The 25,615-nt window shown below is 65.4% G+C and carries 24 protein-coding genes; 9 read left to right on the top strand and 15 right to left on the bottom strand.

The features are described from left to right. Window positions 1-68: 68 nt before the first annotated feature. Entirely contained in the window at window positions 69-797 is a 729-nt protein-coding gene (locus WHX56_RS00670; RefSeq protein WP_338879962.1) for a TetR/AcrR family transcriptional regulator, read from the top strand. 114 nt (window positions 798-911) lie between these two features. On the opposite strand, the gene WHX56_RS00675 is transcribed toward WHX56_RS00670, so the two are convergent. From WHX56_RS00675 to WHX56_RS00690, 4 genes are read right to left on the bottom strand one after another with little or no spacing between them, the layout of a single operon-like run. Continuing rightward, a complete protein-coding gene (locus WHX56_RS00675) occupies window positions 912-1,889 on the bottom strand; it encodes a tripartite tricarboxylate transporter substrate binding protein (RefSeq protein WP_338879964.1) in 978 nt (325 codons plus the stop codon). Between the two features lie 16 nt (window positions 1,890-1,905). Then, complete coding sequence (locus WHX56_RS00680; protein WP_338879966.1) at window positions 1,906-2,658, bottom strand: enoyl-CoA hydratase/isomerase family protein; 753 nt, start codon at window positions 2,656-2,658, stop codon at window positions 1,906-1,908. 23 nt (window positions 2,659-2,681) lie between these two features. Then, the gene (locus tag WHX56_RS00685) at window positions 2,682-3,875 is read right to left on the bottom strand and encodes a CoA transferase (protein ID WP_338879968.1); all 1,194 of its coding nucleotides are present in this window, start codon (window positions 3,873-3,875) and stop codon (window positions 2,682-2,684) included. A gap of 20 nt (window positions 3,876-3,895) precedes the next feature. Continuing rightward, the gene (locus WHX56_RS00690) at window positions 3,896-4,891 is read right to left on the bottom strand and encodes a Bug family tripartite tricarboxylate transporter substrate binding protein (RefSeq protein WP_129240123.1); all 996 of its coding nucleotides are present in this window, start codon (window positions 4,889-4,891) and stop codon (window positions 3,896-3,898) included. Window positions 4,892-4,997: 106 nt separating this feature from the next. On the opposite strand from WHX56_RS00690, the gene WHX56_RS00695 reads away from it, so the two are divergent. Beyond that, the gene (locus WHX56_RS00695) at window positions 4,998-5,780 is read left to right on the top strand and encodes an IclR family transcriptional regulator (protein ID WP_338879971.1); all 783 of its coding nucleotides are present in this window, start codon (window positions 4,998-5,000) and stop codon (window positions 5,778-5,780) included. Between the two features lie 63 nt (window positions 5,781-5,843). Here WHX56_RS00695 and WHX56_RS00700 read toward each other — a convergent pair whose 3' ends face one another. The 3 genes from WHX56_RS00700 to WHX56_RS00710 are packed head-to-tail and all read right to left on the bottom strand — an operon-like array spanning window position 5,844 to window position 8,796. Beyond that, window positions 5,844-7,013, bottom strand: a complete 1,170-nt coding sequence (locus tag WHX56_RS00700) for a CaiB/BaiF CoA transferase family protein (RefSeq protein ID WP_287756425.1) — start codon at window positions 7,011-7,013, stop codon at window positions 5,844-5,846. A 14-nt stretch (window positions 7,014-7,027) separates the two neighbouring features. Next, window positions 7,028-7,999 (bottom strand): tripartite tricarboxylate transporter substrate binding protein, encoded by a 972-nt coding sequence (locus tag WHX56_RS00705; RefSeq protein ID WP_338879974.1) that lies wholly within the window; start codon window positions 7,997-7,999, stop codon window positions 7,028-7,030. Between the two features lie 26 nt (window positions 8,000-8,025). Continuing rightward, window positions 8,026-8,796 (bottom strand): enoyl-CoA hydratase-related protein, encoded by a 771-nt coding sequence (locus tag WHX56_RS00710; protein WP_338879976.1) that lies wholly within the window; start codon window positions 8,794-8,796, stop codon window positions 8,026-8,028. Between the two features lie 91 nt (window positions 8,797-8,887). Between WHX56_RS00710 and WHX56_RS00715 the strand changes: the two genes are divergently transcribed. Continuing rightward, window positions 8,888-9,826 carry a LysR family transcriptional regulator gene (locus WHX56_RS00715; RefSeq protein WP_338879978.1) on the top strand — a complete coding sequence of 313 codons (939 nt, stop codon included), beginning with the start codon at window positions 8,888-8,890 and terminating at the stop codon, window positions 9,824-9,826. A gap of 241 nt (window positions 9,827-10,067) precedes the next feature. Continuing rightward, a complete protein-coding gene (locus tag WHX56_RS00720) occupies window positions 10,068-12,215 on the top strand; it encodes a TonB-dependent siderophore receptor (protein WP_338879980.1) in 2,148 nt (715 codons plus the stop codon). Here the strand turns inward: WHX56_RS00720 and WHX56_RS00725 are convergent, their stop codons facing one another. The 8 genes from WHX56_RS00725 to WHX56_RS00760 form a co-directional block, all read right to left on the bottom strand. Next, window positions 12,216-12,734 (bottom strand): sigma-70 family RNA polymerase sigma factor, encoded by a 519-nt coding sequence (locus tag WHX56_RS00725; protein WP_287755789.1) that lies wholly within the window; start codon window positions 12,732-12,734, stop codon window positions 12,216-12,218. It abuts the gene before it with no gap. A 36-nt stretch (window positions 12,735-12,770) separates the two neighbouring features. Beyond that, the gene (locus WHX56_RS00730) at window positions 12,771-15,179 is read right to left on the bottom strand and encodes a TonB-dependent siderophore receptor (RefSeq protein WP_338879981.1); all 2,409 of its coding nucleotides are present in this window, start codon (window positions 15,177-15,179) and stop codon (window positions 12,771-12,773) included. Window positions 15,180-15,302: 123 nt separating this feature from the next. After that, entirely contained in the window at window positions 15,303-16,301 is a 999-nt protein-coding gene (locus WHX56_RS00735) for a FecR domain-containing protein (RefSeq protein WP_338879982.1), read from the bottom strand. Continuing rightward, window positions 16,298-16,813, bottom strand: a complete 516-nt coding sequence (locus tag WHX56_RS00740; protein ID WP_129240133.1) for a sigma-70 family RNA polymerase sigma factor — start codon at window positions 16,811-16,813, stop codon at window positions 16,298-16,300. The genes WHX56_RS00735 and WHX56_RS00740 overlap by 4 nt, the downstream gene beginning before the upstream one ends. 215 nt (window positions 16,814-17,028) lie before the next feature. Next, window positions 17,029-18,255, bottom strand: coding sequence for a HipA domain-containing protein (locus tag WHX56_RS00745; protein ID WP_338879984.1), 1,227 nt, complete (start codon window positions 18,253-18,255; stop codon window positions 17,029-17,031). Continuing rightward, window positions 18,255-18,668 (bottom strand): helix-turn-helix domain-containing protein, encoded by a 414-nt coding sequence (locus tag WHX56_RS00750; RefSeq protein ID WP_129240135.1) that lies wholly within the window; start codon window positions 18,666-18,668, stop codon window positions 18,255-18,257. The genes WHX56_RS00745 and WHX56_RS00750 overlap by 1 nt, the downstream gene beginning before the upstream one ends. 252 nt (window positions 18,669-18,920) lie before the next feature. Then, entirely contained in the window at window positions 18,921-19,874 is a 954-nt protein-coding gene (locus WHX56_RS00755; RefSeq protein ID WP_422393632.1) for a DUF72 domain-containing protein, read from the bottom strand. A 248-nt stretch (window positions 19,875-20,122) separates the two neighbouring features. Beyond that, window positions 20,123-20,908: an IclR family transcriptional regulator gene (locus WHX56_RS00760; RefSeq protein WP_338879988.1), complete on the bottom strand. Its 786-nt coding sequence runs from the start codon at window positions 20,906-20,908 to the stop codon at window positions 20,123-20,125. Between the two features lie 202 nt (window positions 20,909-21,110). Between WHX56_RS00760 and WHX56_RS00765 the strand changes: the two genes are divergently transcribed. Genes WHX56_RS00765 through WHX56_RS00785 form a run of 5 tightly spaced genes read left to right on the top strand, consistent with a single transcriptional unit; the run spans window position 21,111 to window position 25,598 of the window. Further along, window positions 21,111-22,253, top strand: coding sequence for an ABC transporter substrate-binding protein (locus WHX56_RS00765; RefSeq protein ID WP_287755784.1), 1,143 nt, complete (start codon window positions 21,111-21,113; stop codon window positions 22,251-22,253). Window positions 22,254-22,281: 28 nt separating this feature from the next. Then, window positions 22,282-23,157, top strand: coding sequence for a branched-chain amino acid ABC transporter permease (locus WHX56_RS00770; protein ID WP_129240139.1), 876 nt, complete (start codon window positions 22,282-22,284; stop codon window positions 23,155-23,157). Between the two features lie 2 nt (window positions 23,158-23,159). Beyond that, the gene (locus tag WHX56_RS00775; RefSeq protein ID WP_287755782.1) at window positions 23,160-24,140 is read left to right on the top strand and encodes a branched-chain amino acid ABC transporter permease; all 981 of its coding nucleotides are present in this window, start codon (window positions 23,160-23,162) and stop codon (window positions 24,138-24,140) included. Further along, on the top strand, window positions 24,137-24,916 hold the full coding sequence (locus WHX56_RS00780) for an ABC transporter ATP-binding protein (RefSeq protein WP_338879992.1): 780 nt from the start codon (window positions 24,137-24,139) through the stop codon (window positions 24,914-24,916). Before WHX56_RS00775 ends, WHX56_RS00780 begins: the two co-directional genes overlap by 4 nt. Beyond that, window positions 24,903-25,598 carry an ABC transporter ATP-binding protein gene (locus WHX56_RS00785; protein WP_287755780.1) on the top strand — a complete coding sequence of 232 codons (696 nt, stop codon included), beginning with the start codon at window positions 24,903-24,905 and terminating at the stop codon, window positions 25,596-25,598. Before WHX56_RS00780 ends, WHX56_RS00785 begins: the two co-directional genes overlap by 14 nt. The last annotated feature ends 17 nt before the right edge of the window (window positions 25,599-25,615 follow it).

A 25,615-nucleotide genomic window follows, 5' to 3' on the forward strand; every position in this document is an offset into this window, starting at 1 on the left:
ATCGGCAGGTCCTGCGCCGCCTGCGCCCGGAAGGCCTACGGAAACGGCAAGCCCATGCATCAGCCATCATGAAAACCAGTTCCAGTACAGCCGCCGACACGAAGACAACCGGCAACCATGCTCCGGCGCCTCTTTCAGAAAAGCGCCAAAAGCGTGCCGGCGAGATCCTCGCGGCGGCGCGGCAGGTTTTCATAGAAAAAGGCTTCCAAAAGGCCGCCGTAAGCGAAATCGCCCACCGCGCCGGAATTGCCGAAGGGCTGATCTTCCGCTACTTCCCGACCAAGCGCGATCTCCTGCACGAAGTGCTGAGCGAAATGTATGAACCCTTGATCCGCGACGTCGAAGAGGGATTCTCGCGCCTTCAGGGCTTGCGCGCGCGGCTGCGCTTCATCATCTGGCGGCACGTGCGCGTCTATGCGGAGACGCCCGGCCTGGCCCGCCTCGTCTTGCATGAAGTGCGCACGGGGCCTGACTATGCCGGCTCGGGCCTGCATGCGCTTCAGGTGCGCTACACCCAATTCGCCCAACTGGCGCTCATGGACGCCGTGAAAGACGGAGAGCTTGCCGCAGGCGTGGACACCGAGGCTGCCCGGGCCATGCTGTATGGCGGGCTTGAGCATCTGATGTGGCCGGTACTTTTCGGCAACCAGAGCGTCAACGTCGATGCCGTGACGGAAAGCTATACGAACCTGATGCTGCATGGCCTTCAAGCCACTACGCCGGAAACGGGAGTCGAGGCGCGCTTGTCGCGGCTGGAGTCCCTGTTCGCGGCGGCGGAAAGAGGAAAAAACGCGTAATTCTCGCCGCATGAAAGCCGCCTGCATGCCCGAATCCCATGCATGCGGGGCGCTCGCCATGACGCACGGACAACGACCGGGCCCAGCGCCTCTCGCGGCGCTGGATCCGCAGGCCTATTCCGCCTCGATCTTCGCCTCCTTCACCAGCTTGTTCCAGCTCTGGTAGCTGGAACGGACCACCGCGCTGAATTCCTGCGGCGTGCTGCTCCAGATCTCGACATACTGATCCTTGAGCTGGCGCTGCACGTCCGGCGCGGCCAGCGCTTCGCGCAGGGCGGCATTCAGGCGGTCCATGACGGGCTGGGGAATACCGGCTGGGCCGACCACGCCCCACCACAACTCGCCGCCGGCGGCCGCATAGCCGCCGATGCCGGCTTCGTCCATGGTCGGCACGTCGGGCAGGAAGGGCGAACGCCTGGGGCTGGTGACGGCCAAGGGGCGCAGGTTGCCCGCCTGGATGCGCGACATCGCGGTGTTGAATGTGTCGAACATGAAGGTGGTATTGCCGGCCAGCAGGTCCGTCAGGGCGGGCGCGCTGCCGCGATAGGGAATATGCGTCATCGCCGCGCCGGTCAGCGCGCGCAGCAGTTCGCCGGAAAGATGGTTGGACGAACCGTAGCCGGCCGAGCCGAAGGTGACGTTGGCGCCGGGCTGCCGCGCCTGCGAGACCAGGTCTGCGACGGAGACGATGGGCGATTGCGAGCCGACCAGCAGGACATTGGTGTAGCGGCCCAGCAGGCCGATGTTGGAGAAGGAGTCTATCGGGTCGTACTTGGCCGACTTGGCGACATTGGGCACGATGGTCTGCGTGCCCACGCTGCCGATACCGATGACGTAGCCGTCCGGCTTGGCGCGCGCGACGTAGTCGGCGCCCAAGGCGCCGCCGGCGCCCGTGCGGTTCTCGACGATGACCGTCTGGCCCAGGATATCTCCCATTTTCTTGGCGACCGGCCGGGACACGATATCCATAGGCCCGCCCGCGGAAAAGGGCACGATCCAGGTAATGGGCCGTTCGGGCCATTGTGCGCGCGCCGCGCCGGCATGGCAGAGCAGCGCGACCGGAAGCAGCGCCATCAGGCTTTTCTTGAACATGGCTGTCTCCCCGGCGTCACATGAATTTTTCGCGCGCCTGGCGCGCTTCCGCGCTCTGGCCGCATACCAGCGCCTGGTCCACGTCCATATAGGTGCTGACGAAGTTCAGGGCATGGGCATGGGCGTTGACGCTTTCCTTGCTCATCTTGACCACGTGCGACGGCGATTTCGCCACCTGGCCGGCCAGTGCCGTGGCGCGCTCGACGGCCGTCCCCGCCGGCGCCAGCCAGTCGGCCAGCCCCCATTCCAGGGCCGTGGCGGCAGGCATCCGCTCGCCCAGCAGCATGATCTGCTTGGCGCGCGAAGCGCCCACCATGTTCACCAGGCGCGGCACCGTATGCCATACCAGCGGAATGCCGATCTGCACTTCCGGCACGAAGAGGAAGGAGTTGTCCGCCATGACGCGCCAGTCGCAAGCCAGCGTCAGCGCAATGCCGCCGCCGACGTTGAAACCCTCGATGGCGGCGATGGTTAGCTGCGGCAGGCTCTCCCAGGCCTTGCACATGCGGGCGCCGGTCGAGGCCAGATAGCGGCGCTCGTCCAGCGACTTCTCCTCGATGGCCCAACGCTGCGGGTCTTTCAGATCGACGCCCGCGGAGAAGCCCTGGGCGCTGCCCGCCAGCACGATGGCCGTAATGTCGACGCGCGACGCATAGCGGTGCGCCACGTCGATGAGTTCATTCATGGCCTGCAGGGACAATGCGTTGCGGCGTTCGCCGCGGTCATACGTGACCACCGCCAGGCGGTCGAACTCTTCTATCTTGATCATTGCGGTCTCCTTGTCTATTTTTCTCAAGCCTGGCGCACCGCGCCGGCCTCGATCGCAGCGTGGATCTCTGCGTCGCTGAAGCCGAAGCGCTGCATGACTTCCTGGCTGTGCTGGCCGATGGCCGGCGGCGGCAGGCGCAGCGCGCCGGGCGTGCGCTCCAGCTTGATCGGGATGCCCGTGACGCGGTATTGGCCGATGGACGCCGACATCTGCCGGGTAGCGGTGTGCTCCATGGCCAGCGCCTGCTCTACGCTCAGCATGGGCGCGCAGGGCACGCCCAAGGCCATCAACTGCTGGAATAGCTGCTGACCGTCGAACCCGGCCAATTGCCCGGCCAATTCCTTGCGCAGAGCATCCCGGTTCACCACGCGGTCGCTGTTCCTGCGAAAACGTTCATCGGTGGCGAGTTCCGGCTTGCCTATCACTTCGCACAGGCGCGCGAACTGCCGATCGTTGCCCACGGCCACGAACAGTTTCTCGCTGCGGGTCGGATACAGGTCATAGGGCACGATGTTGGGATGCCCGTTGCCGGTGCGCGCCGACTTGCCGCCGTTGAGCGCGTTGGAGGTATGCGGGTGCAGCATGCCCAGCGCGGTATCGAACAGGGTCACCTCTATCGACTGCCCCTGGCCGGATTTCTCGCGCTCGTACAGGGCCAACAGCACGCCGATGACGGCGTTCATGCCGGTGGACGTATCGACCAGCGGAATGCCGATGCGCACGGGATCCAGCGCCGGATCGCCATTGATCGACATCAGGCCGGACAGTGCCTGCACGGCGGCGTCGTAGCCCGGCAAACCGCCCAGTTGCCCGGTTTCGCCGAAGCCCGAAACCCGGCAATGGATCAGCCGCGGGAAACGGCGCGTCAATGCCGCCGGATCGTCGACGCCCCATTTGCGCCAGGTGCTGAGCTTGAAGTTCTCCACCAGCACATCGACCCGTTCGAGCAGCTTGAACAGGACTTCGCGCCCGGCCGGCGCCGAGAGATCCACGGCCAGGTCCTGCTTGTTGCGGTTCAGGCCGACGTAGTAAGGCGCGTCGCCATCGACGAACGGCGGTCCGTATCCCCGCGTGTCGTCGCCGTCGTAGGATTCCAGCTTGATGACTTCGGCGCCGTGATCGCCGAGCATCTGGGCGGCGAACGGGCCGGCCAGCACGCGCGACACATCCAGGACCACGACTCCGCTCAGGGCCGACTTGCTGATTGCGCTGGACATCTTCTTTGCAGCCTCGCCGTTCATTCGTTGCTGGCGCCGGAAGCCTTGACGATGGGCGCCCAACGCTCGACTTCCGACTTCATGAACGTGCCAAAGGATTCGGGCGTGCCCGGCTGCAGGATGACGCCCAGGCCCTTCATGCGCTCCTGGAAGTCGGCGCGCGCCAGCACCTTCTGCAAGGCCTGGTCCAGCACGCGGATCACCTCCGGCGGCGTCTGGGCGGGCGCGATCAATCCGTACCAGGACGACACGTCGAAATCCGGGAAGCCCGACTCGGCCATGGTGGGCAACTGGGGCGCCGAGGCAATGCGTTCCTTGGTCGTCACCGCCAGCGCGCGCATGCGATCGGTCTGCACGAAGGGCCACACGGTCGGCACGTTGTCGAACATATAAGAGACCTGGCCCGCCATGACCGCCACGCCCGCCGGGGCGCTGCCGCGGTACGGCACGTGGGTGACGTCGATGCCGGCGGCGCGCTTGAACATCTCGCCCGCGATATGGATGGAGGTGCCGTTGCCCGACGAGCCGAAAGTCAGCGTGTCGGGATGGGCTTTTGCATAGGCCACCAGCTCCTGCACGCTGTGCACGGGCAGTTTCGGGTTCACCACCAGCACGCTGGGGATTTTCCCGACCAGGCCCACGGGTGCGAAGTCGGTGGCGAGATTGAAGCCCGGCTTGTCGTAGAGGGTCTGGTTGATGGCGCTGGTGACGGCGACCATCAGCAGGGTGTAGCCGTCCGGCTTGGCGCGGGCGACCTGCGAAGCGGCGATATTGCTGCCCGCGCCCGGCTTGTTTTCCACCACGACCGATTGCTTCAGCTCCGCGCCGATTTCCGTGGCGATCATGCGCGCCATGGCGTCGGTCGGGCCGCCGGCGGCGAAGCCCACTTGCAGCGTCACGGCGCGCTCGGGATAGGCCGCGCGGGCATGGCCGGCGAATCCGCAAACGCCCAGCGCAATCGCCAGTCCGGTGTTCAATGCTGGCCGCCGCAGCCAGTGCTTCCACGATCCCTGCATGGTTGTCTCCGTTGTCCGATCAGGTGGAATCGGATAGTACGGAAAATGCACAACATTCATATAGAATGTGTGCATATATCGCACACTAACGCCTACCCCCCCAGACATGCAGACCGCCCCGCCCTCTTCCACTCCCCGCACTTTGCTCAAGGGACTTAACGTGCTCAGCCTGCTGAGGGCCTCGGCGCCGGCCGGGCTGGGTGCGACCGAGGTCGCGGCCCGCACGGGCCTGGACCGGGTCAATGTGCAGCGCCTGTTTCTCGCGCTCGAGGCCAGCGGCTGGGTGCGCCGGAACAAGGCGGGCAAGCGCTTCTTCGCCGGCGACGACGCCGACCGCATGCAGGCCAGCCTGTGGACGCCGCCCGACGTAAGCCAGGACCTGATCGTCGCCGCCATCGAAGGCATGCGCAGGCTGGCACGGCAACTGGGCGACGCGGTGTTCCTCATCGGCCGCGACGGCACCGAATCCGTCGGCATACACCGCGAGATCGGCGACTATCCGATGCAGATCCTGGCCAGCCATGCGGGCAAGCGGCATCCGCTGGGCGTAGGGTCGGCGGGGATGGCGCTGCTATCCGCCCTGCCCGATGCCGAGGCCCGGGCGGTCGTGAAGGCCAATTCGCCGCGGCTGGAAGAGTACGGCGGCATCAGCGCTGAAATGATCGACCGCCTGCGCCTCAATACCCGCCAGCGCGGCTACGCGGTCATGCAGAACTACGCGGTGAGCGGCGCCCTGGGAGTCGGCTGCGCGCTTACGCGCGCCGACGGCACGCCGGTGCTGGCCATGAGCGTGAGCGCCATCACGGATCGCATGCCCATCGCGCGCCAGGCCGAAACCGCGCGCCTGCTGCGGCGCGAACTGGACGGCCTGAAGAGCTTTCTGGATTGAGGGCAGCAATCGCGCCGGGCCGAAACGAGATAGGCCATATTCCGCTAGAAGCCCCGAATCCGGCTATCGCATCTGCCCGGCCCGTTGGGCCAATTCGCGCAGGATCTCTTCGGTATGCTGGCCCAGCCGCGGCGCGGCCGCGCCTGCCTGTGGCGGTGTCTTGGACCAGCGCGCGGCCGGCGCCAGGCCACGGTACTCGTTGCCGTCCTGGTCCCGGTAGCGGCGCACCACGCCCTGCCCGGACGCCTCCAGCCGCGAGATCAGCGTGTCCAGGTCGGGCGACTGCGCCGCGGGAATGTCCGCATCCTTGAGCAACGCCAGCCAGGCATCGGTGGTCCGCAAGGCCATCTGCTCGTCGACGAAGGCATACACCTCGTCGATATGGCGCGTGCGACTGGCCATGCTGCGAAAGCGCGGGTCCTCTTCCCACAGGCGGCCCGCCCCCGCCAGCCTCAGAAAGGCCTCCCAATGCCGGTCGGTGTAGACGATGGTGCTGATCCAGCCATCCAGCGTCTTGTACGGCCGGCGGTAGCGCGACAGCAGGCGCGGATTGCCCGCCGGCCCGAGCGGCGGCTCGAACGAGGCCGCGCCCAGATGGTCTGCAAGCACGAACGACGCCATGGTCTCGTACATGGGAATTTCGATGTACTGCCCCGTTCCGCCGCGCTCGCGTTGCAGCATCGCGGCCAGCACGGCCTGCGCGGCGAACAGGCCCATGGTCTTGTCGGCCAGATTCAGCGGCAGGTAACTGGGCGGGCCGCCGCCGGCGCGCGCCACCAGATCGGGCAGCGCCACCATGCCCTGGATCAAATCGTCGTAGGCCGGCCGCCCCGCATCCGGCCCGTCCTCGGCGAAGCCGGACAGGAATACGTACACCAGCCCAGGGTTGCAGCCACTGAGCGCGGCCCAGTCCAGGCCCAGCTTTTTCAGCGCCCTGGCCCGCATATTGGTGATGAACACATCCGCCGATTCCACCGCCTGGCGCAGAACGGCGGCCGAGTCCGGCGCCTTCAGGTCCAGGCACAGGCTGCGCTTGCCCCGGTTCAGGTTCAGGAACACCGGCCCCATGCCCGGCTCGCGCGCCGGTCCCATTTCGCGCATGATGTCGCCCTCGGGCGACTCCAGCTTGATCACGTCGGCGCCGTACTCGGCCAGCATCTGCGTGGCGTAAGGCCCCATGATGACGCTGGTCAGGTCCAGCACCCGCACGCCGGCCAACGGAAGCTTGCCCATGCTCGCGTCTCCGCTCACTGCACCACGATATGCGCGTCGCGCACGATATCGCCCCATTTGCGGATCTCGGCGCTCACGTACTCGCGGAACGCGGCCGCGTCCATGTCGCCCGGCGTGGTGCCCTGCTCCGCCAACAGCTTGATGAAGGCCGGCTCGCTCATGGATTCGCGCGCCAGCGCGTTCAGCCGCTCGACCAGCGCCGGCGGCGTGCCGGCGGGCGCATAGAAGCCGATCCAGATTTCGGTCTCGTAGCCGGGCACGCCCTGCTCGGCGATGGTAGGCACGTCGGGCAGCATCGGGTTGCGCTCTCGCGTGGACACGGCAATGGCGCGCAGCTTGCCGCTCTGCACATATTTGATGGCGGTCAGCGCATCGACGAAGGAGGCCTGGATCTGCCCGCCCAGCAGATCGTTCAATGCCAGCGCGGTGCCCTTGTAGGGCACGTGCAGCAACGGAGCGCCGCTGCGGCTGGCCAGCAGTTCACCGGACAAGTGGGTCGTGCCGCCCACTCCCGCCGAACCGTAGCTCAGGCTGCCGGAACGCTTGGCGTAGGCCAGCAGTTCCTGCAAAGTTTTCGCGGGCACGGCGGGGTTCACCACCAGCACGTTGGGGGTGCGCGCCAGCATCGCGATCGGCGCGAAGTCCTTCTCGGTATCGTAGGGCAACTGTTTGGTGATCGCGGGATTGACCACGTGCGCGGTGGTCGTGACCAGCAGGGTGTAGCCGTCGGCGGACGCGCGCGCCACTTTTTCTCCGCCGATGACGCCGCCCGCGCCCGTGCGGTTGTCCACCACCACCGGTTGCTTGAGCTGGCCTTGCATCGTCTTGGCCAACTGCCGCGCCAGCACGTCGGTCATGCCGCCCGCCGCGAACGGCACCACCAGCGTGACCGGCTGGCTCGGATAGGGCGCGGCCGACGCCGCCGCCGCGGCCAACAGCGCGCACGCGCCCGTCAGCCAATTCTTGATGCGTGATTTCCGTTTCATTGTCTGTCTCCTCGATGACGGCGCTCTCAGGCGCGTTTGCGATGCTGCAGGAAGGCTTCCATATACCGCTTGGGTTCATCGGTGTCGTAGGCCGACACCAGCGCGTCTATCCCGATCGAGATGGCCTCGGCCAGCGGCATGCGCTCCCAATCGCGGATCAGTTTCTTCTGGATCCGCATGGCCTGCGGCCCGCCTTCCAGCAATTCTTTCTGCCAGGCCGCCGCGCGCAGCGCCAGTTCGCCCTCGGCCGCGACGTCCGTGATCAGGCCCCAGTCGCAGGCCTGCCGGGCGGGTATCATCCGCCCGCTGAGCAGCAGATCGCGGGTGCGGGTCCAGCCGATCATGCCTGGCAGCATCGCGCCATGGATCACGGACGGCACGCCCAGCTTGACCTCCGGCATACCGAACTTCGCGTCCGCGCCGGCGACCTTGATGTCGCATACCGCCGCCACCTCCATGCCCGCGCCCAGGCAATATCCGGAGATCACCGACATGGTCGGGAACGGCAGGTCGCGCAGTTGCTCGCACAGCGCGTGCACGCCGCGAATGTACGCGTCGATGTCGGCCTGGCCCGCGTCCTTCAGGAACTTGATGTCCGCGCCGCCGAGAAACGCGGCCGCCCCGCCCTGCACGATCAGCAGGCGGATGCTTTCGTCCCGCGCCAGGGCGCGCAGCGTCTCGGTGTAGACCGCCGCGGCTTCGGAGGTCAGCAAATTGAGCCGGCCGTTGTCAAAGGTGATGGCGACCACGCCGTCGGCGCGGCGGTCGATATGGCACTGGGGAGTCTGGGTCTGCATGCATGCCTCGCTGGGTAGATGCGAGGCATCATAGGTTTGGCCACATTAATGAGACAATGGAATTCTTAGACTTTACTAAGTCCATCGTGGAATGAATATCACCTTCCGCCAACTCCGCATCTTCCTGGAACTGTTCGAGACCGGCAGCTTCACGGCGGCCGCGGCAAGGCTGCACGTCACCCAGTCGGCCGCCAGCAAGATGATCGCCGAGCTGGAATCGCAGTTGAATCTGGTGCTGTTCGACCGCAGCACTCGCCGCGTTACGCCGAACGACGCGGCTCGGGAGTTTCACGCCTTCGCGGTGGACGTCGTAGCGACCATGCAGACAGCCACGCGCAGCGTCGAAGAGCTGATCTCGCTTGAGCGCGGCAAGGTCAGCATCGCGGCGTCGCCGCTGATGATCTATGGCCTGCTCGCCGACGTGATCGCCGATTACCGGACCCGCTACCCCGGCATCCAATTCGAGCTGCACGAGCTTTCCACGGACCAGACGGTCGAAAGCGTCCGGGCGGGCACCGTCGATTTCGGCCTGGGCGCGATCGACATGCGCATCCCGGGCATCCAGTCGGAAGTGGTGTTGGAAGACGGCATGCGCGTGGTGATCGACGCCGCCCATCCCCTGAACCGCCGCGCCTCGGTGGCGCTGAAGGAATTGGCGGCGTGGAACCATATCTCGCTGCGCAATTTCTATAGCGTGCGCCGCAGCCTGGACCTCATTCTGGCCAGCCAGGGCGTCACGCTGCCCAGCGCGATCGAGGCCGGCACGCTGACCGCGGCGCTGGGCCTGGTGCGCCGCGGCGCCGGCGTGCTGATCGTGCCGGGCTACGCGGCGACCATCGCCGAACAATGGGGCATGCGCACACTTGCCCTCCGCGGCGTCTCGCCCACGGTGCACCAGATCTCGCTGATCCAGCGCAGCCAGGCCCGTCCGTCGGTGTCCACGCGGCATTTCCTGGACGTGCTCCTGACGCGGCTGGCGCAGCGGGGCGCCGCCAAAACAGCGCTTTCGCGTGCGACGAGACCTGGCTGACCAGCCCTGAACGGTTCGACATATCGGCCGGCCCGCAACTGATGCCCGGCCGGCAGGCAGCTACCCCCGCGGAACACAGGCATTCGCGGCGCGGGATTAAACGGCGCCGACGCTCGTTCGTCTAGAAATAAGAGCATGAATCGCAAGGCAAGCGCCTTGCGTCCAATCATTGCCGTCGCGGCGTGGCGTCGTCACGCCAATAACAAGGGGCTCCTTCCAGTCCCGTCTACGCGCACAAACCATGAAGACTCCTCGCAATACTCCGCGCGCGCTCGCGCGCCCTCTTTGCTATCCGCTGATCGTAGGCCTGGCCATTGCCGCGCCCGTCCATGCCCAACAATCGGCCGGTGGCGCCGCCGTGCCCACGCTGCCGTCCATCAACGTCCTGGGCGACCAAACGGACGCCGCCACCGGGCCGGTCAACGGCTACGTGGCCCGCGAAACCCTGACGGGCAGCAAGACCCCGACCAACCTGCTGGAGATTCCGCAATCGGTCTCGGTGGTCGGCGCGCAGGAAATGCAGGACCGCGGCGTGCAGACGGTGTCGCAGGCCATCCAGTACGTGCCTGGCGTGCAGATCAGCAACTTCGGCGGCGCCGAAGTCCGCAACGACTGGATCGTATTGCGCGGCTTCGACGCCAAGATCACGGGGGATTACCGCGACGGCCTGAGCCAACTGCCGTACGACCAGATCCGCGCGCGCACCGATCCCTACGCGCTGGAACGCGTGGAGGTCATCCGCGGACCGTCGTCGGTGCTGTATGGCCAGGTGGCGCCGGGCGGGCTGGTCAATCGCGTGACCAAGCGCCCCACCGCCGACGCCTTCGGCGAAATCGTGCTGCAAGGCGGAAATTTCGACCGCCGCCAGGCAGCCTTCGACGTGGGCGGCCCCATCGACAATGACGGCAAGTACCTGTACCGCCTGACGGGCATCCTGCGCGACGCGGGCACGCAGGTCAAATACGACAGCGATCATCGTTACCCGGACGATCTGGGCTACATCGCGCCCGCCTTCACGTGGCGGCCCAACGCCGACACCTCGTTCACGCTGCTGACGAGCTACCAACACGACCAGACCGACGGAGAATCCCGCCCCGTGTTCCCCACCCACGTGCCGGTGGGCGACTACGGTTTCAACAAATACGACCGCAAGCAATACGCCATCGGCTACCTGCTCGAGCACCGCGTCAACAATGCGTTTACGCTGCGCCAGAACGCCCGCTACCAGCATGGCAAGCTGGATCAGCGCGACCTGTACAACCTGCGCCTGCTGGCCGACGGCCACACCATCAGCCGATACGCCCTGGTGTCCAAGGAAAGCATGGACGGCGTGGCCATCGACAATCAGGCCGAATACCGGTTCAACCTGGGCCGCGTGTCGCACACGCTGCTGGCCGGGCTGGATTACCGGTTCCAGGACGGCCAGCAGTGGTATCGCCAGGGCCTGGCGCCCAACCTGGACCTGGAAAATCCCGTCTACGACCAGGACATTCCGTATCCGCCCGCGGCCAATACCATCATCGACCAGAAGGACGTGAGCCGCCAGTTGGGCGTCTATCTGCAGGACCAGATCAAGGTGGACAAAGTCGTCGTGACGCTGGGCGCGCGCCAGGACTGGGCGCGCAGCAGCAGCGACAACCGCTTGACCAACGTCACGACCCGGCAACAGGACACGGCGTTCACGGGCCGGCTGGGCCTGGCCTATCTGTTCGACTCGGGCATCACGCCGTATGTCAGCTATTCCACGTCGTTCCTGCCGCAAATCGGAGCCGGCCTGGACAGCACGCCGTTCAAGCCCACCAAGGGCGAACAGTACGAGTTCGGCATCAAGTACCAGCCGCCCGGCTCCAACAGCATGGTGGCGCTGTCGGTGTTCGACCTTACACAGCGCAATGCGCTGACGCCCGACCCGCGCAACACCAATTTCAGCGTGCAGACCGGCGAGATCGGTTCGCGCGGGATCGAACTGGAAGGCAAGGCAAACGTCATGCGCGGCCTGGACCTGATCGCGTCCTATACGCTGAACGACGTCAAGGTGAACAAGAGCAACAACCCAGCCGAAGAAGGCAACACGCCCATCGTCACGCCACGCCACATGGCGTCCGCATGGGTGAACTACACGCTGCCCGACACCGTGCTGCAAGGCATGGGCATGGGGGTGGGCGTGCGCTACGTGGGCAAGACCTACGCGGACGTTTCCAACACCATTGAAAACGGCTCGTCGTTCATGGTGGATGCCGGTCTGCACTACCAACTGCGCAACTGGCGCTTTGCGGTCGACGCGACGAACCTGTTCAATAAGGAAACCATCGTGTGCCGCAACAACACCGTGAACTGCCGCTACGGCCTGGAACGGACCGTCATGGCCACGGTGGCCTACCGCTGGTAACTAGGGCAGCAGATACTCGCGGCATGAGCTCAGCGCCACGTCGGCATCGCGGATCATGAAATTGACGAGCGTGGCCGACACTCCGAGCTCGCGCGCCACGTCGCGCTGCGTGCACCCTTCGAAACGGTGCAATTCGAAGGCGCGGCGCGTGCGCGCCGACATGTTCTGCAGCGCGTCCGCGGCCAAGGTCAGCGCCTGATGGCTGACGGCCGCGTCTTCGGCCAGCGATGCGGACACGGCATACTGGCCGTCCTCTTGTCCCGCGAACAGGCGGGACTCCAGCGCGCGACGACGGTGGTAGTCGATCGAAAGATGGCGCACCGTCTGGAACAGGTACGCCACCGGCTCGCGCACGTCCCGCGGCGGCGGGCCTTCCAGCAGTTTCAGATAGGTGTCCTGCACCACGTCGTCAGCCAGGTCGCGGCACCCGAGTATGCGCGTCGCCGTGTGCAGCAACTTGCGCCGGTGGGCCAGGTACAGGGCCGCCAGCTCGTCCCTGATGGCAGGGGGGCTCGACATGATGTGACTCCTCTCGCACGCCGCCGCCCGGCGGGATCAATAGCGGTACGCGACGGCGGCGAGCACCGTGCGTTCGACGCCATATCGGCAATTGACGCGGTCGTTGCGGCAGACCACGGTTTCTTTATTCAGCAGGTTCATGGCGTCGACGGAAAAGCGCCACGCGCCGGTCTCGTAGGCCAGGGAGGCATCCGCCACGGCGGCGCCGCGATTCTTCATCGTGTTGGCCACGTCGACATACGTCGGGCCGATATAGCGCACGCCCACGCCGGCGTTCCAGCCGGACAGCGGACCTTGCGAGAAGCGATGGCCAAGCCAGACGGCCGCCATGTGCCGCGGCGTGACGATCGGCGTCTTGCCCGCTCCGCCATCATTGCCGGACACGTTGGTCACCGCGTTGTATGTGTAGGCGGCCACGAGGTCCCAGCCATCGCCCCGGCTGAGCTTGGCCTCGATCTCCAGCCCGCGCGAACGCAGGCGGCCCGACTGCACGCTAAAGCCGGCGTGCGCGGGGTCCGGGTCCGCCGTCAGCGCATTGCGCTGGTTCAGGTTGAATAGCGCAATGGTGTAGAGGCTGTTGGAATCCGGCGGCTGATACTTGACGCCCACCTCGACCTGGTCGGACTCGGCCGGCGTGAACGGCGACCCGTCGAAGGCCGTGCCCGCCTGCGGCACGAATGCGGTGGCATAGCTGGCATACGGCGCCACGCCCGAGGCGAACGCATACGACAGGCCGGCGCGCCAGGTCGTGGCCTGGTCCTGTCCGCGGCTGTCGGCGCCTGCGAGATGGTCGTCGGTCCGATCGGTGTAGCGGTCGTGACGAGCACCCAACGTCAGTGTCCACGGCCCCGCCTGGATCTGGTCCTGCGCATACAGTCCCCACTGCGTGCTGACCTGCCGGACGTCCAACATCGTCTTGTCCGGACCCAGCGCCGCGATGGGCTGGCCGTACACGGGATCGTAGATATCCAGCGAAGGCGCCATCGCCTGCCGATAGTCCTGCGTGCCCGACAGCCGCCGAAAATCCAGGCCGGCCAGCACCGTGTGTTTCAGGCCTGCGCCCTCCAGCACGCCTTCCATCTGCGTGTCCACGGCCGCGCCTTGGGCGCGTTCGCTGGCCTGCAATTGCAGGCGCGACAAGCTGCGGCCGTCGGCGGCCAGCGCCAGCGGATACAGATTGCGCAGCGTCATGCGGCCTTGCTGATAGCGCGCGTTCTGCCGCAACGACCACGCGTCGCTCAGCCGATGCTCCAGCAGATACCCGACGCTGTAGAAGTCGCGGTCATTGCGGTCGTAGGAATAGTCGCCCACCAGCGTGCGCGTGGGATAGTACGCGCGCGATTCGCCATCGTTGCGATCGCGCTGGTAGTGCGTCAGCAGCGTCAGCGACGTATCGGCGTTGCGCCACCGGAAGGCCGGCGCCACGTAGGCCAGGTCGTCGCGGTAGCGGTGGTCGTCGTCGTATCGATCCTGCGTACCGGCTTCGCGAGCCGTCGCGGTCAGGCGGTAGCTGACGCTGGCGACCTCGTTGACCGGGCCGCCCAGGTCCACGAACGCCTGCCGGTTGTCGAAGGATCCGGCTTGGACGGCCACCTCGCGCAGCACGGTCGCGGTGGGACGCTTGGTCACGCGGTTGACGATGCCGCCCGGCGCCACCTGCCCGTACAGCGCCGACGAAGGGCCGCGCACGGCCTCGATGCTTTCCAACGCATAGGCCGGCATGTGCGCGCGGATCTGGTCGTACGGCATCTGGCTCAGGCCGTCGCGATAGTCCCCCGTCAGCTTGGCATCGAAGCCGCGCAGCACCAGCCAGTCGTTGCGGATTTCGTTGCTGCCGAAATTATTTATCTGCACGCCTGGCGTGTACTGCAACGCCTGCGGAACAGTGCGCGCATAGCGTGCCTGCATTTCCTGGCCAGTCACGACCGACACGGATTGCGGCACTCGCACAAGGGGCGTGCTGGTCTTGGTCCCGGCCGAAGCGGACAGCGCCACGAAACCATCCCCGCCCGCGGCCGCCCCCCACACCAGCGTCGGCGGCATCCATAAGGCCGCCGGCGTCGCGCCCATGCTTCTGACCCGGAAGCTGGCCGGAGAATCCTGATAGGCCTCCAGCCCATAGCCCCCCAGCACCTGCGCGAACGCCTGCTCGACCGTGTAGCGGCCATTCAGGCCGTCGCTTTCCAGGCCGCGCGTCAGCGTGGGCTCGAACACCAGCATGACGCCCGCCTGGCTGGCAATCCGCTGCAAGACCGTCACCAGCGGCCCCGCGGGCACGTCGTAGCGCAGGCTCGCGCTGTCGCGCGGCGCCGGGCCGTCCTGCGCGCGGGCCGCCTGGCCGATCAGCGCGGCGAACGCCAACAGCAGTATGGCGGCGAGCGCCCGCCCGCCTGCCCCGGTACGGGACAGGGCGATGCGCGTGTCGCCGCCTGTATGCCTGGCCATGATGCCGTTTCGTCGCCTTGGATTTCGGTCCTGTTCAATAAAGAGGACACGCGAAAAACCAGAACCGGAAAGGTTTGCTCGAAATATTTCTGGGCGCATCGCGGCGGCAGCCGCGGCCAGCGATCAGCCCGGCGCCGAAACCACGACCCAGTACGGCGTCCGCCGGACGATCCGGATGTCGAGCAGCCGGCCCACGGCGGCCAACACGCGGTCGGTGTCGGCCAGAGGAAACAAGCCAGATATCCGCAGCCGGCCCGCGCGCTCGTCGCACGAGATGACACCCGGCCGATAACGGCTGAGTTCGGCCAGGAATTCCGCCAGCGGCATGTTGTCTGCCGCCAGTTCGCCCCGCAGCCATGCCATGTCGGCCTCGCCGACCGGCCCGGCAGCCTGGGCCCGCCCTGCGGAAACCTGCGCGGTCTGCCCCTTGGCCAGCACCAGCCCGGCGCCGCCTTGGCCCACGGGCTTGATCTCCACGGCCCCGTCGAACAGCGCGACATGCGTGGCGTCCGTCCCCTGGCGCACCGAAAAACGCGTGCCCAGCGCATGCACGCGCCCGAACTCGGTCTCGACCCGCAACGGCATGGAGGCATACTGCGCCGCGTGGCCCGTCGCAACCAGGATTTCACCGCGCCGCAGCCGGATCAGCCGTTCGCCGCCCTCGAATCGCACATCGATACCGGTATCCGTGTTCAGCGTGATGCGCGTGCCGTCCGGCAGGTCGACGTCGCGCCGCTCGCCGACAGCCGTCGTGAAATCCGGCGACAGGCGCAACCAGCGGTTTCGATCGGCAGCCCAGATCGCGGGCCCGATACAGGCGGCCAGGAATCCGGCCGAGAGCAGCACGCGGCGCCTGCCCTGCTGCCGGCGTTCGAGGGACAAGGCCTCGTAGGCCGGTTTGCCGGCCAGCTCGCGCATCCGGGCGTCGGCGCGCGCCAGATGGGCCCAGGCCCGCTCGTGGTCCGGGTCCGCCGCGCACCAATCGCGCCACGCGCGCCTGTCTTCGTCGGTGGCGGCGCCCGACATGAACAGCACGTACCAGCGCGACGCCTCTTCCGCCACGCGCGGCGCCAGCGGCAAGCCGCCCGCGTACATGGCCGTGCCGTCCGCCTTCCGAGTCAAGCGGAATGCTCCTGGGCAAAGAAGCACGCCTGCACCGCGCGCACCATGTAGTTGCCCACGGTTCGCGTGGTCACGCCCAGGCGGGCGGCGATGTCCTCGTACTTCATGCCTTCCAACTGGGCCAGCAGAAAGGCCTCGCGCGCCTTGGCCGGCAAGGTATCCAGCGCGCGGTCGATCGCGCACAGCGCTTCCAGCACCAGCTTGCGGTCTTCGGGGCTGGGCATCCGCGCCTCGGGCAAGGCCGCCAGCATTTCCAGATAGGCGCGTTCGATCGCCTCGCGCCGATAATGGTTGGCCATCAGGCGCCGGGCGATGGTGGCCAGGAACGCCCGCGGCTCCAGCAACAACGGCACCTCCCGGGACGCCAGCACCCGCAGGAACGTATCCTGCGCCAGATCGGCGGCAACGTCCTCGCCGCCCATCCGATGGCGCAGCCATCCCGCCAGCCACGAATGATGCTCGGCGTAGAGCGTCTCTGCTCGACGGTGCAAGACCGCGTCGCTGCTGGACATGGGATGGATCTCCAAAATTGCTGCTGCCGGACTTTGCCCTCAATAACGGCAATGATAACTATTATCTATTGAGTTTAGTAGTCGCTTCTTTTTGCCGGCCTGAAGCCCAGGCCCGTCCATGCGGAGGCGGATTTCAACGGCCGCCGGCAAGCACCAGCAGGAAATCTCGTGAAATTCCAGGGTATTGAGGTGCCGCGGAATCACATGTACGAGTCTTATGCGAATGCGGGCTCAAAATCCACCAGATCAGTGCCTTGCATGCCGAGCCCTTTGGCCACGACACGCCAGCTATCCACTGCCTGAGCTACCTCCGTCCAGATTGCAGCCGCTTCCTCAGCATTCAATCTGAAGTAAGGCGCTCTTTCCATCAGCATGTCCCGGCTATCGATCGGTCCGGAATCCTCCGTCAACCATGTCTTACTCTCACGGCGATCACCTGGCATCGGATTGAGGTCGAATGCTGGCGACAAACGCCAGCCATGGTTGCGCGCGTCATAGAGGAACCCGGTATTCCGCAAATGGTCATCGGTGTTGCAGATCAGAAAATTGAAGACCAGGCGGCGCCACAACTGGTGGATGTCGGCAATCGGATCGGCACCTTCCTGCAACAGGGCATCTACCAGTTCCGTATAGGCATGCACTGTGTCTCGGCCATCAGACTGCAGCATCGTCGCGGCCGATACATAGGGAATACGGCCGCCGTCATCAGTACGGTCGAACCGCCGGATGATGGCGACTGCCGTCCCACTGACCAACTCCACACGCACCGCTGCCGCCTTGATGCCTGCCTTGGCGGCAAGATGCATGGCCAGCACTTCGCCTCGGATGACGTCGCGCTTGTCCGCCTGGCTGGGAAACTTGCCCAATGCCAGGCGGCCATCCGTATCTCGGACGGTCGACTTCGGCCGAGCACCGCCCAGCGAGGTGCCTTGCCCGAGCAGATATTGCAGATCCCGCGCGGTCTCCGTGCCAGCCTCCAACGCTCGGGCCGCTTGCACGACCTTATCCAGCTCCACCAGCGGCGGCACATGCCTACGCGTTCCGCCTGTGCGTAAATAGACTTCGGCCTGGGGATCGAAAAGTCGCAGCGCGCCAACACGAGCCTCGTCATCCACCCACATTAAGAAGTCGACAGGCTCCAGCGCGGGCGTCTCGCGGTCTTGCTGCCGCAACCTCGCATGCGCACGCCGAATCACGCGTTCGCCCCACGAGTCTGGCGCAGTGTCCTCCAGCGCGCGAAAAAATACCTCTTGAGGGTGCTGCACACTCAAGACAGGCAGCAGATCAGGCGACAGCGTGAAAAACCTCGAATCCCGCAACCAACGCTCTTCGTAGCTGAACGCGCTGCGCTTGCCGCTGCCCAGATACAGCCGCCCGACAACCTGGCCAGCCGAACCCAGATGCACTTCCAGGTCCTGACGCTTTGAGGGCTTGGGCGCCATCAGAAGCCCTCCAATTCATCGGCATCATCAGACGTACCTTCTTGGGCAGCAGGGGAACGACCGACTCGCGGCTTGCTGCCGCGAACCGTACGTACTCGTTGTGGCAGTTGTTCCCGCACCAGCTCCATCCCCAGCACATCATTCTCTGTGGCCATCACCTGTAGCACGTCGTCAAGACGGCCAAGCACGTGCAAGGCGCGCAGGAAGGTATGCAAGGCGGTGCCGGGATAACCATCTTCCATGCGCCTGACTGTACTCAGCGACGTGCCGACACGCTGTGCCAGGTCTTCCTGGCTTAAGCGGCGCACACGGCGCGCGGTGGAGATGTCCTGACCAAGGCGTTGTAACGCGCGTTCCACAGGCCGCGGCATGGCAACCCGTAGGCTGGAATTTCTCTGCTCGGAAGTCGGCATGTTCGCATCTGCTCAAATATGGTGAAAAATCGCCATTAGACAGTCATATTTGACCACATCGGTGCGACACGATCAATTGGCAGATTCTCGAATAAATAATCATATATGAGCGATTAATTTGTATTAATGCTCATATTTGAATTTATAAGATGAACTTCGAACGCCCGAGGCGTTTTTCCAGTATCGGGGAGCACTCAGCGAATCGATTCCGCATCAGCCGGGCGCCCATAGGTGCTTCGACCACCCTTTCATCTACGCCGCAATGGCCTGGGCCAGCTTCTGGATGGACAGCGGCGCGCAGCCCTCGGCATCGTTGCTGATCGTCACGTAGGCCGGCTGGCCCGCGCCCGTGATCCCGCGGATCGTACGCGCCAGCACCGTGCGGGTAGCGAGATCCTCGCTGAGGATGGCATTGAACGGATCGTGCTTTTTCTGCGCGTCGGCATAACCATACGCGCCGAAAACGCGGTTCAGGTTCCACCGGCAGACCAGCGGCCCCGGCCATAGCGCGCGCAGCATCGGCAGTTGCTCTTCGATCGGCGGCATCTTGCCATGCAGGCCCAGGCAGAAAGTGGCCCCATGCGCCTTGAGCGTGTCGACCAGCGCCTGGCCCAGGAGTTCAGGGTCCCGCACTTCCACCGCGACGATCACGGCGCCATGCGCGGACAATGCCTCCCGGACAGCCGCCAGCATGCGGCCCAGCTTCTCGAACAGCGATGCGGGGCGGCTCAGCCACCCCCAAGGCAGAGGACTCAACTGGAACACCAGAACGCCGAGCTTGACGCCCAGGCCTTCGAGAGCCGGCCGCACGAATTCCTGGATGGCCAGCGACGGATCGAGGAAAACCGGATTGACCGCGCGCGCCCTGCCTTCTTCGCCACGCGCCTGAGCGTCGGTAATGCTGGCGGGACATTTGACGACGAAACGGAAGTCGTCATCGACCTGCCCCGCATAGGCGGCATACTGGCTTGCCGTCAACGGCCGCCAGAAAGTGCGGTCCACACAGACCGTGCGCAAAAGCGGATGCTGATGGTAGGCGCCAAGACCATGTTTGGACAGCGTGCTCGAATCGTATTCGCCATCCCAGACCAGCCCTTCCCAGCCCGGATATGACCAGGTAGAGACGCCAAAGCGCAACTGCGCCGGAAGCTGCTGCGCGAGCGCGCGCCACTCCTGCGCCGCGGGCGCGGGAAGCACCTTGGCCATGCTCCGGAGGAGAGAAAAATCCGAATTCGCACGAGAGGCCGCCTGGTCCGGGGAATTGGCCGGAGGCAGGGGAAGCGCCTCTCCGAAAAGATCGTCTTGCATACTTGTCATACTGGCACGGAGGTAGGCTAAAGGGTACTTGAATAACGCCGGCCTTGATTGCCGGCGCAATGCGTGCCGCACCCTGGCCGACGGACGCCCCCGCCATTGAGCAAGCCCTGCTCAAAGCCGGCCGGGATTCCCCAGCCTCAGCCTTGGTCCGTTGGCCGCCGCGTATACCCCGCAGCCAAGGCATGCGCGACCCGCTCGGCGTATCGCTGCATGACGGCCGCCAGCGTCTCGAGATTCTTGGACTTCAATCGCTGCAACGGCCCGGTCACGCCGAGGCTGTAGATCACGCCAAGGTGCTGCAGATGTACCGGAACCCCGAGCGCCGCCAGGCCCTCATCGATTTCCCCTATGCAAGTCGCATAACCCTGCCGGCGGACCTCCGCGTACTCCTCCCTGATGCGGTCGCTATCTATGCACGTATGCGCGGTAAGGCGCGGTAGCGGTTCGGCCAGCGCAGCATCTATGACTTGGGGCTCTTGAAACGCAAGTATGGCCTTGGCCGACGCAGCGGCATGCGGCGCCATGCCCTTGCCCGGCAGCACGAACCCGCGCCAAGGCGTATCGGGCGCTTCCATCAGCACAGAAGACACCCGGTGGCCGCCATGCAGCTTAGCCAGATAGCAGGTTTCGTCGGTTTCGGCCGCCAGATCCGCCAAGTGCGGCCGCACGAGGGCGCCGATCCACTCTGTGTCCGCGCTGGCATAGGCCAGCCGCTTCACCCGCGCTCCCAGCACGTAGGTGCTTGCGGCCAGATCCACCAGTTGCGAGTCCTGCATGGTGCCGAGCAGCCGATGCGCGCTGGTCTTGGGCAGCGCCAGCATGCGCGCGATCTCCGTCAGCGCCAGTCCGTCGGGAAAGGACGCAAGCAGCTCAAGGATGCGGGTGTAGCGCTCTAGCGGGGGAAGTTTGGAATCTTGGCTCATAGGCGTTCCTTGAAGGCCGCATTGTAGGGGTGGCAGAACGCTCATGTCGGGAAAACCCGGTCTTGCTGTCCATGCCGGCTATTTTTTATTATACCGAAAAAAGGAACGTTGTACCGATTTTCGGAACGACGATAAGCCATCGAAAACAACCTGGGGAAAGCCGCCCCGCCTTCAACGTCGATCGTTACAGGAGCGCAGCATCATGTCCGTCAAGCACATCCTCAACCTCGCCCGCCGTGTTTTTCCGGCAATCGCCCTGACAAGCCTGGCCTGCGCGGCCAGTGCGCAAAACGTGGTCGTGGGCGCCACAGTGCCCCTCACCGGCCCTTTGTCGCTGACCGGCAAGCAGTACTTCAACTCGCTCAAGCTGGCCGAGGACGACATCAACAAGGCGGGCGGCCTGCAGGGCAAGCCGGTCAAGTTTGTATTTGAAGATGCCCAGGCATCCAACGGCACCGCCGTCAACGCCTATGTGAAGCTGGCCCAGGAGAACAAGCCCGCGTTCACTTTCCTCACCAGCTACAGCACCCAGAACATGGCAGTCGCGCCGGAAGTGGCAAAAGCCGGCATCCCGGCGATGTATGCCGGCGGCGCCGACGCCGTCGCGGATCTGCGCAATCCCTGGCTGTTCCGCATCCGCCCGCAGGACAGCACGGCGGCCGTCGCCATGGCGCGATTCGTCAAGGACGAGCTCAAGCTGTCCAAGCCCGGCATCCTGTACATCCAGAATGATTTCGGTCAGGGCGGCGCCAACGCGGCGGCCGCCTTCCTGAAGGACCAGGGCATTGTCCCGGTCGGCACGGAAGCCTATGGCCAGAACGACAAGGACATGTCGGCGCAACTCCTGAGTCTGAAGAACAAGGGCGCCGACGTCATCCTGGCTTTCGTCTATCCGCAGGACGGCGCAATGGTGCTGCGCCAGATCAAGATGCTGGGCCTCAAGCAACCCGTGGTGGCTTCCTCGGCCGCGTTTGTCCCGGCCGCGATGCAACTGCTATCGCCGCCCGACCTGGAGAACGTCTGGGGCGTGATCGACACCTACCTGCCCGCTACCGACAAAGGAAAGAACTACGCGGAACGCTTCAAGCAGCGCTTCTCCATGGACGCCGATCCCTACGGCGCCGCTTACTACGATGGCGCCATGCTGATGGCCCAGGCCATCAACGCCGTCGGCGCCGACCCGCAAAAGCTCCAGGCTTATCTCAAGGATCTCAAGGGCTACCAGGGCGTTTCCCACGTCTACAGCTTCGATGCCAAAGGCAATGGCGTGCACGATGTCGCCATCGTGAACTTCGCCAAGGGAAGCAAGGACATGCAGTTCATCAGCACCATCAAGGTCGACTGAGCATGGCCGGCGCCACAAGGGGAACTCCATGCAGGAAATGATCCAACTGCTGGTCAACGGCGTCGCGCTTGGCAGCGTCTACGCCCTGGCCGCGCTGGGCTTCGTCATCGTGTATTCGGCCACCAGCGTGGTGAACTTCGCCGCCGGCCAGTTCGTCATGCTGGGCACCTTTTTCGGGGTGAGCACCATCATCCAGGCGCAGTGGCCCGCGGCCCTGGCCTATCCGGCGGCCATCGCGATGATGGCGGTCTTCGGCCTGCTGTTCTATGCCCTGGTGCACCTGCCGTTGCAGAACCGTCCCGTGGTGACGGTCATCATCGGCACGGTCGCCGCCGGCATCGCCATGCAGAATGGCGCGCTGCTGGTTTGGGACGCCTGGCCCTTCCGCGTGCCCTCGCCTTTCGGCGACGGCACGATCAGCCTGGCCGGCGGCGTCATCACGGTGCATGCCCTGGCCACCATCGTCATCACGCTGCTGTTGATCGCCGGACTCTACGCGCTTCTGCACCGCACCGCCCTCGGACGTTCGATGCGGGCGGTGGCGCAGGACGTCGAAACCGCAAGGCTGATGGGCTTGCCGGTGCGCCTGCTGCTGGGCTTCGCCTGGCTGCTGGCCGCCGTCTTCGCGGGCTTCGCCGGCCTGTTGGTAGGGCCCATGTGGTTCGCCGACGTCAACATGGGCGATGCCGTCGCGCTCAAGGCCTTCGCCGCCACCATCATCGGCGGATTCGGCAGCGTCCCCGGCGCGATCGCGGGCGGGCTGGTCGTGGGCCTGATCGAAATCCTCGGCGCGGCATACCTGTCTTCCACCTACAAGGACCTGCTGGCCTTTGGAATCATGATTCTTTTCCTGCTGCTGCGGCCGCAGGGCATCTTCGGCGAACGCATCGCCGATCGGGGCTGACCATGAAACGATCCCATCTGCTCTGCGGCCTGGCTGTCGTGGCGCTGGCCGCCGCCCTGCCTCTCTTCACGCAGGGCTACGGCAACCGTCTTGCCAATACCGCCGTCATATCGGCCATTGCCGTCATCGGTTTGAACTTCGTGTTCGGCTATGCCGGACTCATCTCGCTCGCGCACGCCGCCTTCATGGGCGTGGCTGCGTATCTGGTGGCCGTCCTGACCACATCCCACGGCTGGAACCCCTGGCTGGCCGCGCTGCTCGCCATTGCGGCCACCTGCCTGATCTCCTATGTCACCGGCCGCATCCTGCTGCGCTTGAAGGGGCATTACCTGGCGCTGGCGACCTTGGGATTGAACGTGAGCTTCACCATCGTCGTTTCCAACTGGATCGATATCACGGGGGGCACGAATGGCATATCCGGCATTCCACCGCTCACGCTGGGCGCCATCAAACTCGACGATGAACCCAGCTTCTACCTGTTCTCGCTGGCGGTCCTGACCTTGCTCGCGCTGCTGGCCGTCCGCATCCGACATTCCCATGCGGGCCGCACGCTGATGGCGGTGCGCGACGACGAACTGGCCTCGGCCATGACCGGCCTTCCGGTCACCGAGGTCAAGGTCGCCGCCTTCACGCTGGGCGCCGCCTACGCCGCGGTGGCCGGCTGCCTGTTCGCCTTCCACATCCGCTTCGTTTCTCCCGAGGACTTCAACTTCTCCCACTCCATCATTTACCTGGCCATGCTGGTCGTGGGCGGAGAAGGCAGCATCGTCGGAGCGATTCTGGGCGCGGTGAGCGTGACCCTGCTGCCCGAATTGCTGCGCGGCGTCGGCAACGCCTACCTGCTGGTGTTCGGCATTCTGGTTCTGGTCATCCTGATCGTGCTGCCCCGCGGCCTGATCAGCCTGATCGATCCAGCCACCTACCGCCGGCGCGCCAAACGCGGCGGCCGCCGCGGCATTGTCCATGGAGGCAGCCTGTCATGAGCCTCATGCAAGTACAGAACATCAGCAAGCATTACGGCGGCGTGCAGGCGCTTTCGAACGTCAGCCTGGACATCGGCGCCAATCAGTTCTACGCCATCATCGGCCCGAACGGCGCCGGCAAGAGCACCTTGCTCAATGTGATGACGGGCCTGGTTCCTCCCACGTCCGGTCAGGTCAGATTCGACGGCAACGTGCTGACGGGATTGCCCACGCACGCGATCATCCACGCGGGCATAGGCCGGATATTTCAAAGCGGCCGCCTGTTCACGCGCCTCAGCGTCCTGGAAAACGTCATGCTAGGCGCTGCAATGCGTGACCCGCGCTCACTGAGCGCGCTGCTGCTACGGCCCAGGTCCACCCGCGAACGCGAGCGCGCCGCCCGTGAAGCCGCCTACGAAACCCTGCGTCAGTTCGACTTGCACACGCTTGCCGACCGCAGCATAGGTTCGCTTTCTTACGGCAACCGCCGGCTCGTTGAAATGGCCAGAGTCATGGTGGCGCGGCCGCGGCTATTGCTGCTGGACGAACCCGCCGCCGGCCTGAATTCCGGCGAGGTCGAACAACTAATGGACCTATTGCGGTGCCTGCGCGAACAGCATCGGCTCTCCGTCGTGCTGATCGAGCACAACATGGGCATGGTGATGCGGCTGGCCGAAAACGTGGCGGTGCTCAACTTCGGCGCCAAGCTGGCCGAAGGCACTCCCGCCGAGGTGCAGTCCGATCCCGCGGTGCTCGAGGCCTATCTTGGAGGAGGCTACCAGCATGTTGCAGTGTAGAAACCTGGGCGCCGCCTACGGCGACATCGTGGCATTGCGCGGCATAGACCTGGAAGTACACGCCGGCGAGGCCGTGGCGCTGATAGGCGTCAATGGCGCGGGCAAGACCACGCTGCTGCGCGCGATCTCGGGGCTGCTTCCCACCACGGGAGAACTGGCCTATGACGGCCGCCCCCTGGACACCCTGCCGATCCAGCGCCGCGTAAAGGCCGGCATTGCCCATGTGCCGGAGGGCCGTCGGATTTTTCCGGGCCTTACCGTGAAGGAAAACCTGGAAGTCGGAAGCTCGGTGCGCGGCCGCGGAACGAGCGACGATTTCGAGCGTGTCTATGACCTTTTTCCACGTCTGAAGGAGCGGATCGGCCAACTGGGCTGGTCCCTGTCCGGCGGCGAACAGCAAATGCTGGCGATAGGCCGCGCCTTGATGGCGCGGCCCCGCCTGCTCCTGCTGGATGAGCCTTCGCTCGGCTTGGCGCCGCGCCTGGCCGAGGAAGTCTACGCCCGCATCGCCTGCATCAACGAAGGCGGCATGACCGTACTGCTGGTCGAGCAAAACACCGTGCTCGCGCTGGGCGTGGCCAATCGCGGCTATGTCATCGAGAACGGCAGCATCGTACTGACCGACACCGCCGAGGCATTGCGTCTTCACCCGCGGGTCCGGGACGCCTACCTGGGCCGCTAATTCCTGCTTGAGAGAAC

This window comes from Achromobacter veterisilvae (assembly GCF_037619525.1).
Lineage (GTDB): Bacteria > Pseudomonadota > Gammaproteobacteria > Burkholderiales > Burkholderiaceae_B > Achromobacter > Achromobacter veterisilvae.

Coding starts and splice junctions, on each gene's coding strand:
- WHX56_RS00670 (WP_338879962.1), top strand. CDS start 69: ATGAAAACCAGTTCCAGTACAGCCGCCGACACGAAGACAACCGGCAAC.
- WHX56_RS00675 (WP_338879964.1), bottom strand. CDS start 1,889: ATGTTCAAGAAAAGCCTGATGGCGCTGCTTCCGGTCGCGCTGCTCTGC.
- WHX56_RS00680 (WP_338879966.1), bottom strand. CDS start 2,658: ATGATCAAGATAGAAGAGTTCGACCGCCTGGCGGTGGTCACGTATGAC.
- WHX56_RS00685 (WP_338879968.1), bottom strand. CDS start 3,875: ATGTCCAGCGCAATCAGCAAGTCGGCCCTGAGCGGAGTCGTGGTCCTG.
- WHX56_RS00690 (WP_129240123.1), bottom strand. CDS start 4,891: ATGCAGGGATCGTGGAAGCACTGGCTGCGGCGGCCAGCATTGAACACC.
- WHX56_RS00695 (WP_338879971.1), top strand. CDS start 4,998: ATGCAGACCGCCCCGCCCTCTTCCACTCCCCGCACTTTGCTCAAGGGA.
- WHX56_RS00700 (WP_287756425.1), bottom strand. CDS start 7,013: ATGGGCAAGCTTCCGTTGGCCGGCGTGCGGGTGCTGGACCTGACCAGC.
- WHX56_RS00705 (WP_338879974.1), bottom strand. CDS start 7,999: ATGAAACGGAAATCACGCATCAAGAATTGGCTGACGGGCGCGTGCGCG.
- WHX56_RS00710 (WP_338879976.1), bottom strand. CDS start 8,796: ATGCAGACCCAGACTCCCCAGTGCCATATCGACCGCCGCGCCGACGGC.
- WHX56_RS00715 (WP_338879978.1), top strand. CDS start 8,888: ATGAATATCACCTTCCGCCAACTCCGCATCTTCCTGGAACTGTTCGAG.
- WHX56_RS00720 (WP_338879980.1), top strand. CDS start 10,068: ATGAAGACTCCTCGCAATACTCCGCGCGCGCTCGCGCGCCCTCTTTGC.
- WHX56_RS00725 (WP_287755789.1), bottom strand. CDS start 12,734: ATGTCGAGCCCCCCTGCCATCAGGGACGAGCTGGCGGCCCTGTACCTG.
- WHX56_RS00730 (WP_338879981.1), bottom strand. CDS start 15,179: ATGGCCAGGCATACAGGCGGCGACACGCGCATCGCCCTGTCCCGTACC.
- WHX56_RS00740 (WP_129240133.1), bottom strand. CDS start 16,813: ATGTCCAGCAGCGACGCGGTCTTGCACCGTCGAGCAGAGACGCTCTAC.
- WHX56_RS00745 (WP_338879984.1), bottom strand. CDS start 18,255: ATGGCGCCCAAGCCCTCAAAGCGTCAGGACCTGGAAGTGCATCTGGGT.
- WHX56_RS00750 (WP_129240135.1), bottom strand. CDS start 18,668: ATGCCGACTTCCGAGCAGAGAAATTCCAGCCTACGGGTTGCCATGCCG.
- WHX56_RS00755 (WP_422393632.1), bottom strand. CDS start 19,874: ATGGCCAAGGTGCTTCCCGCGCCCGCGGCGCAGGAGTGGCGCGCGCTC.
- WHX56_RS00760 (WP_338879988.1), bottom strand. CDS start 20,908: ATGAGCCAAGATTCCAAACTTCCCCCGCTAGAGCGCTACACCCGCATC.
- WHX56_RS00765 (WP_287755784.1), top strand. CDS start 21,111: ATGTCCGTCAAGCACATCCTCAACCTCGCCCGCCGTGTTTTTCCGGCA.
- WHX56_RS00770 (WP_129240139.1), top strand. CDS start 22,282: ATGCAGGAAATGATCCAACTGCTGGTCAACGGCGTCGCGCTTGGCAGC.
- WHX56_RS00775 (WP_287755782.1), top strand. CDS start 23,160: ATGAAACGATCCCATCTGCTCTGCGGCCTGGCTGTCGTGGCGCTGGCC.
- WHX56_RS00780 (WP_338879992.1), top strand. CDS start 24,137: ATGAGCCTCATGCAAGTACAGAACATCAGCAAGCATTACGGCGGCGTG.
- WHX56_RS00785 (WP_287755780.1), top strand. CDS start 24,903: ATGTTGCAGTGTAGAAACCTGGGCGCCGCCTACGGCGACATCGTGGCA.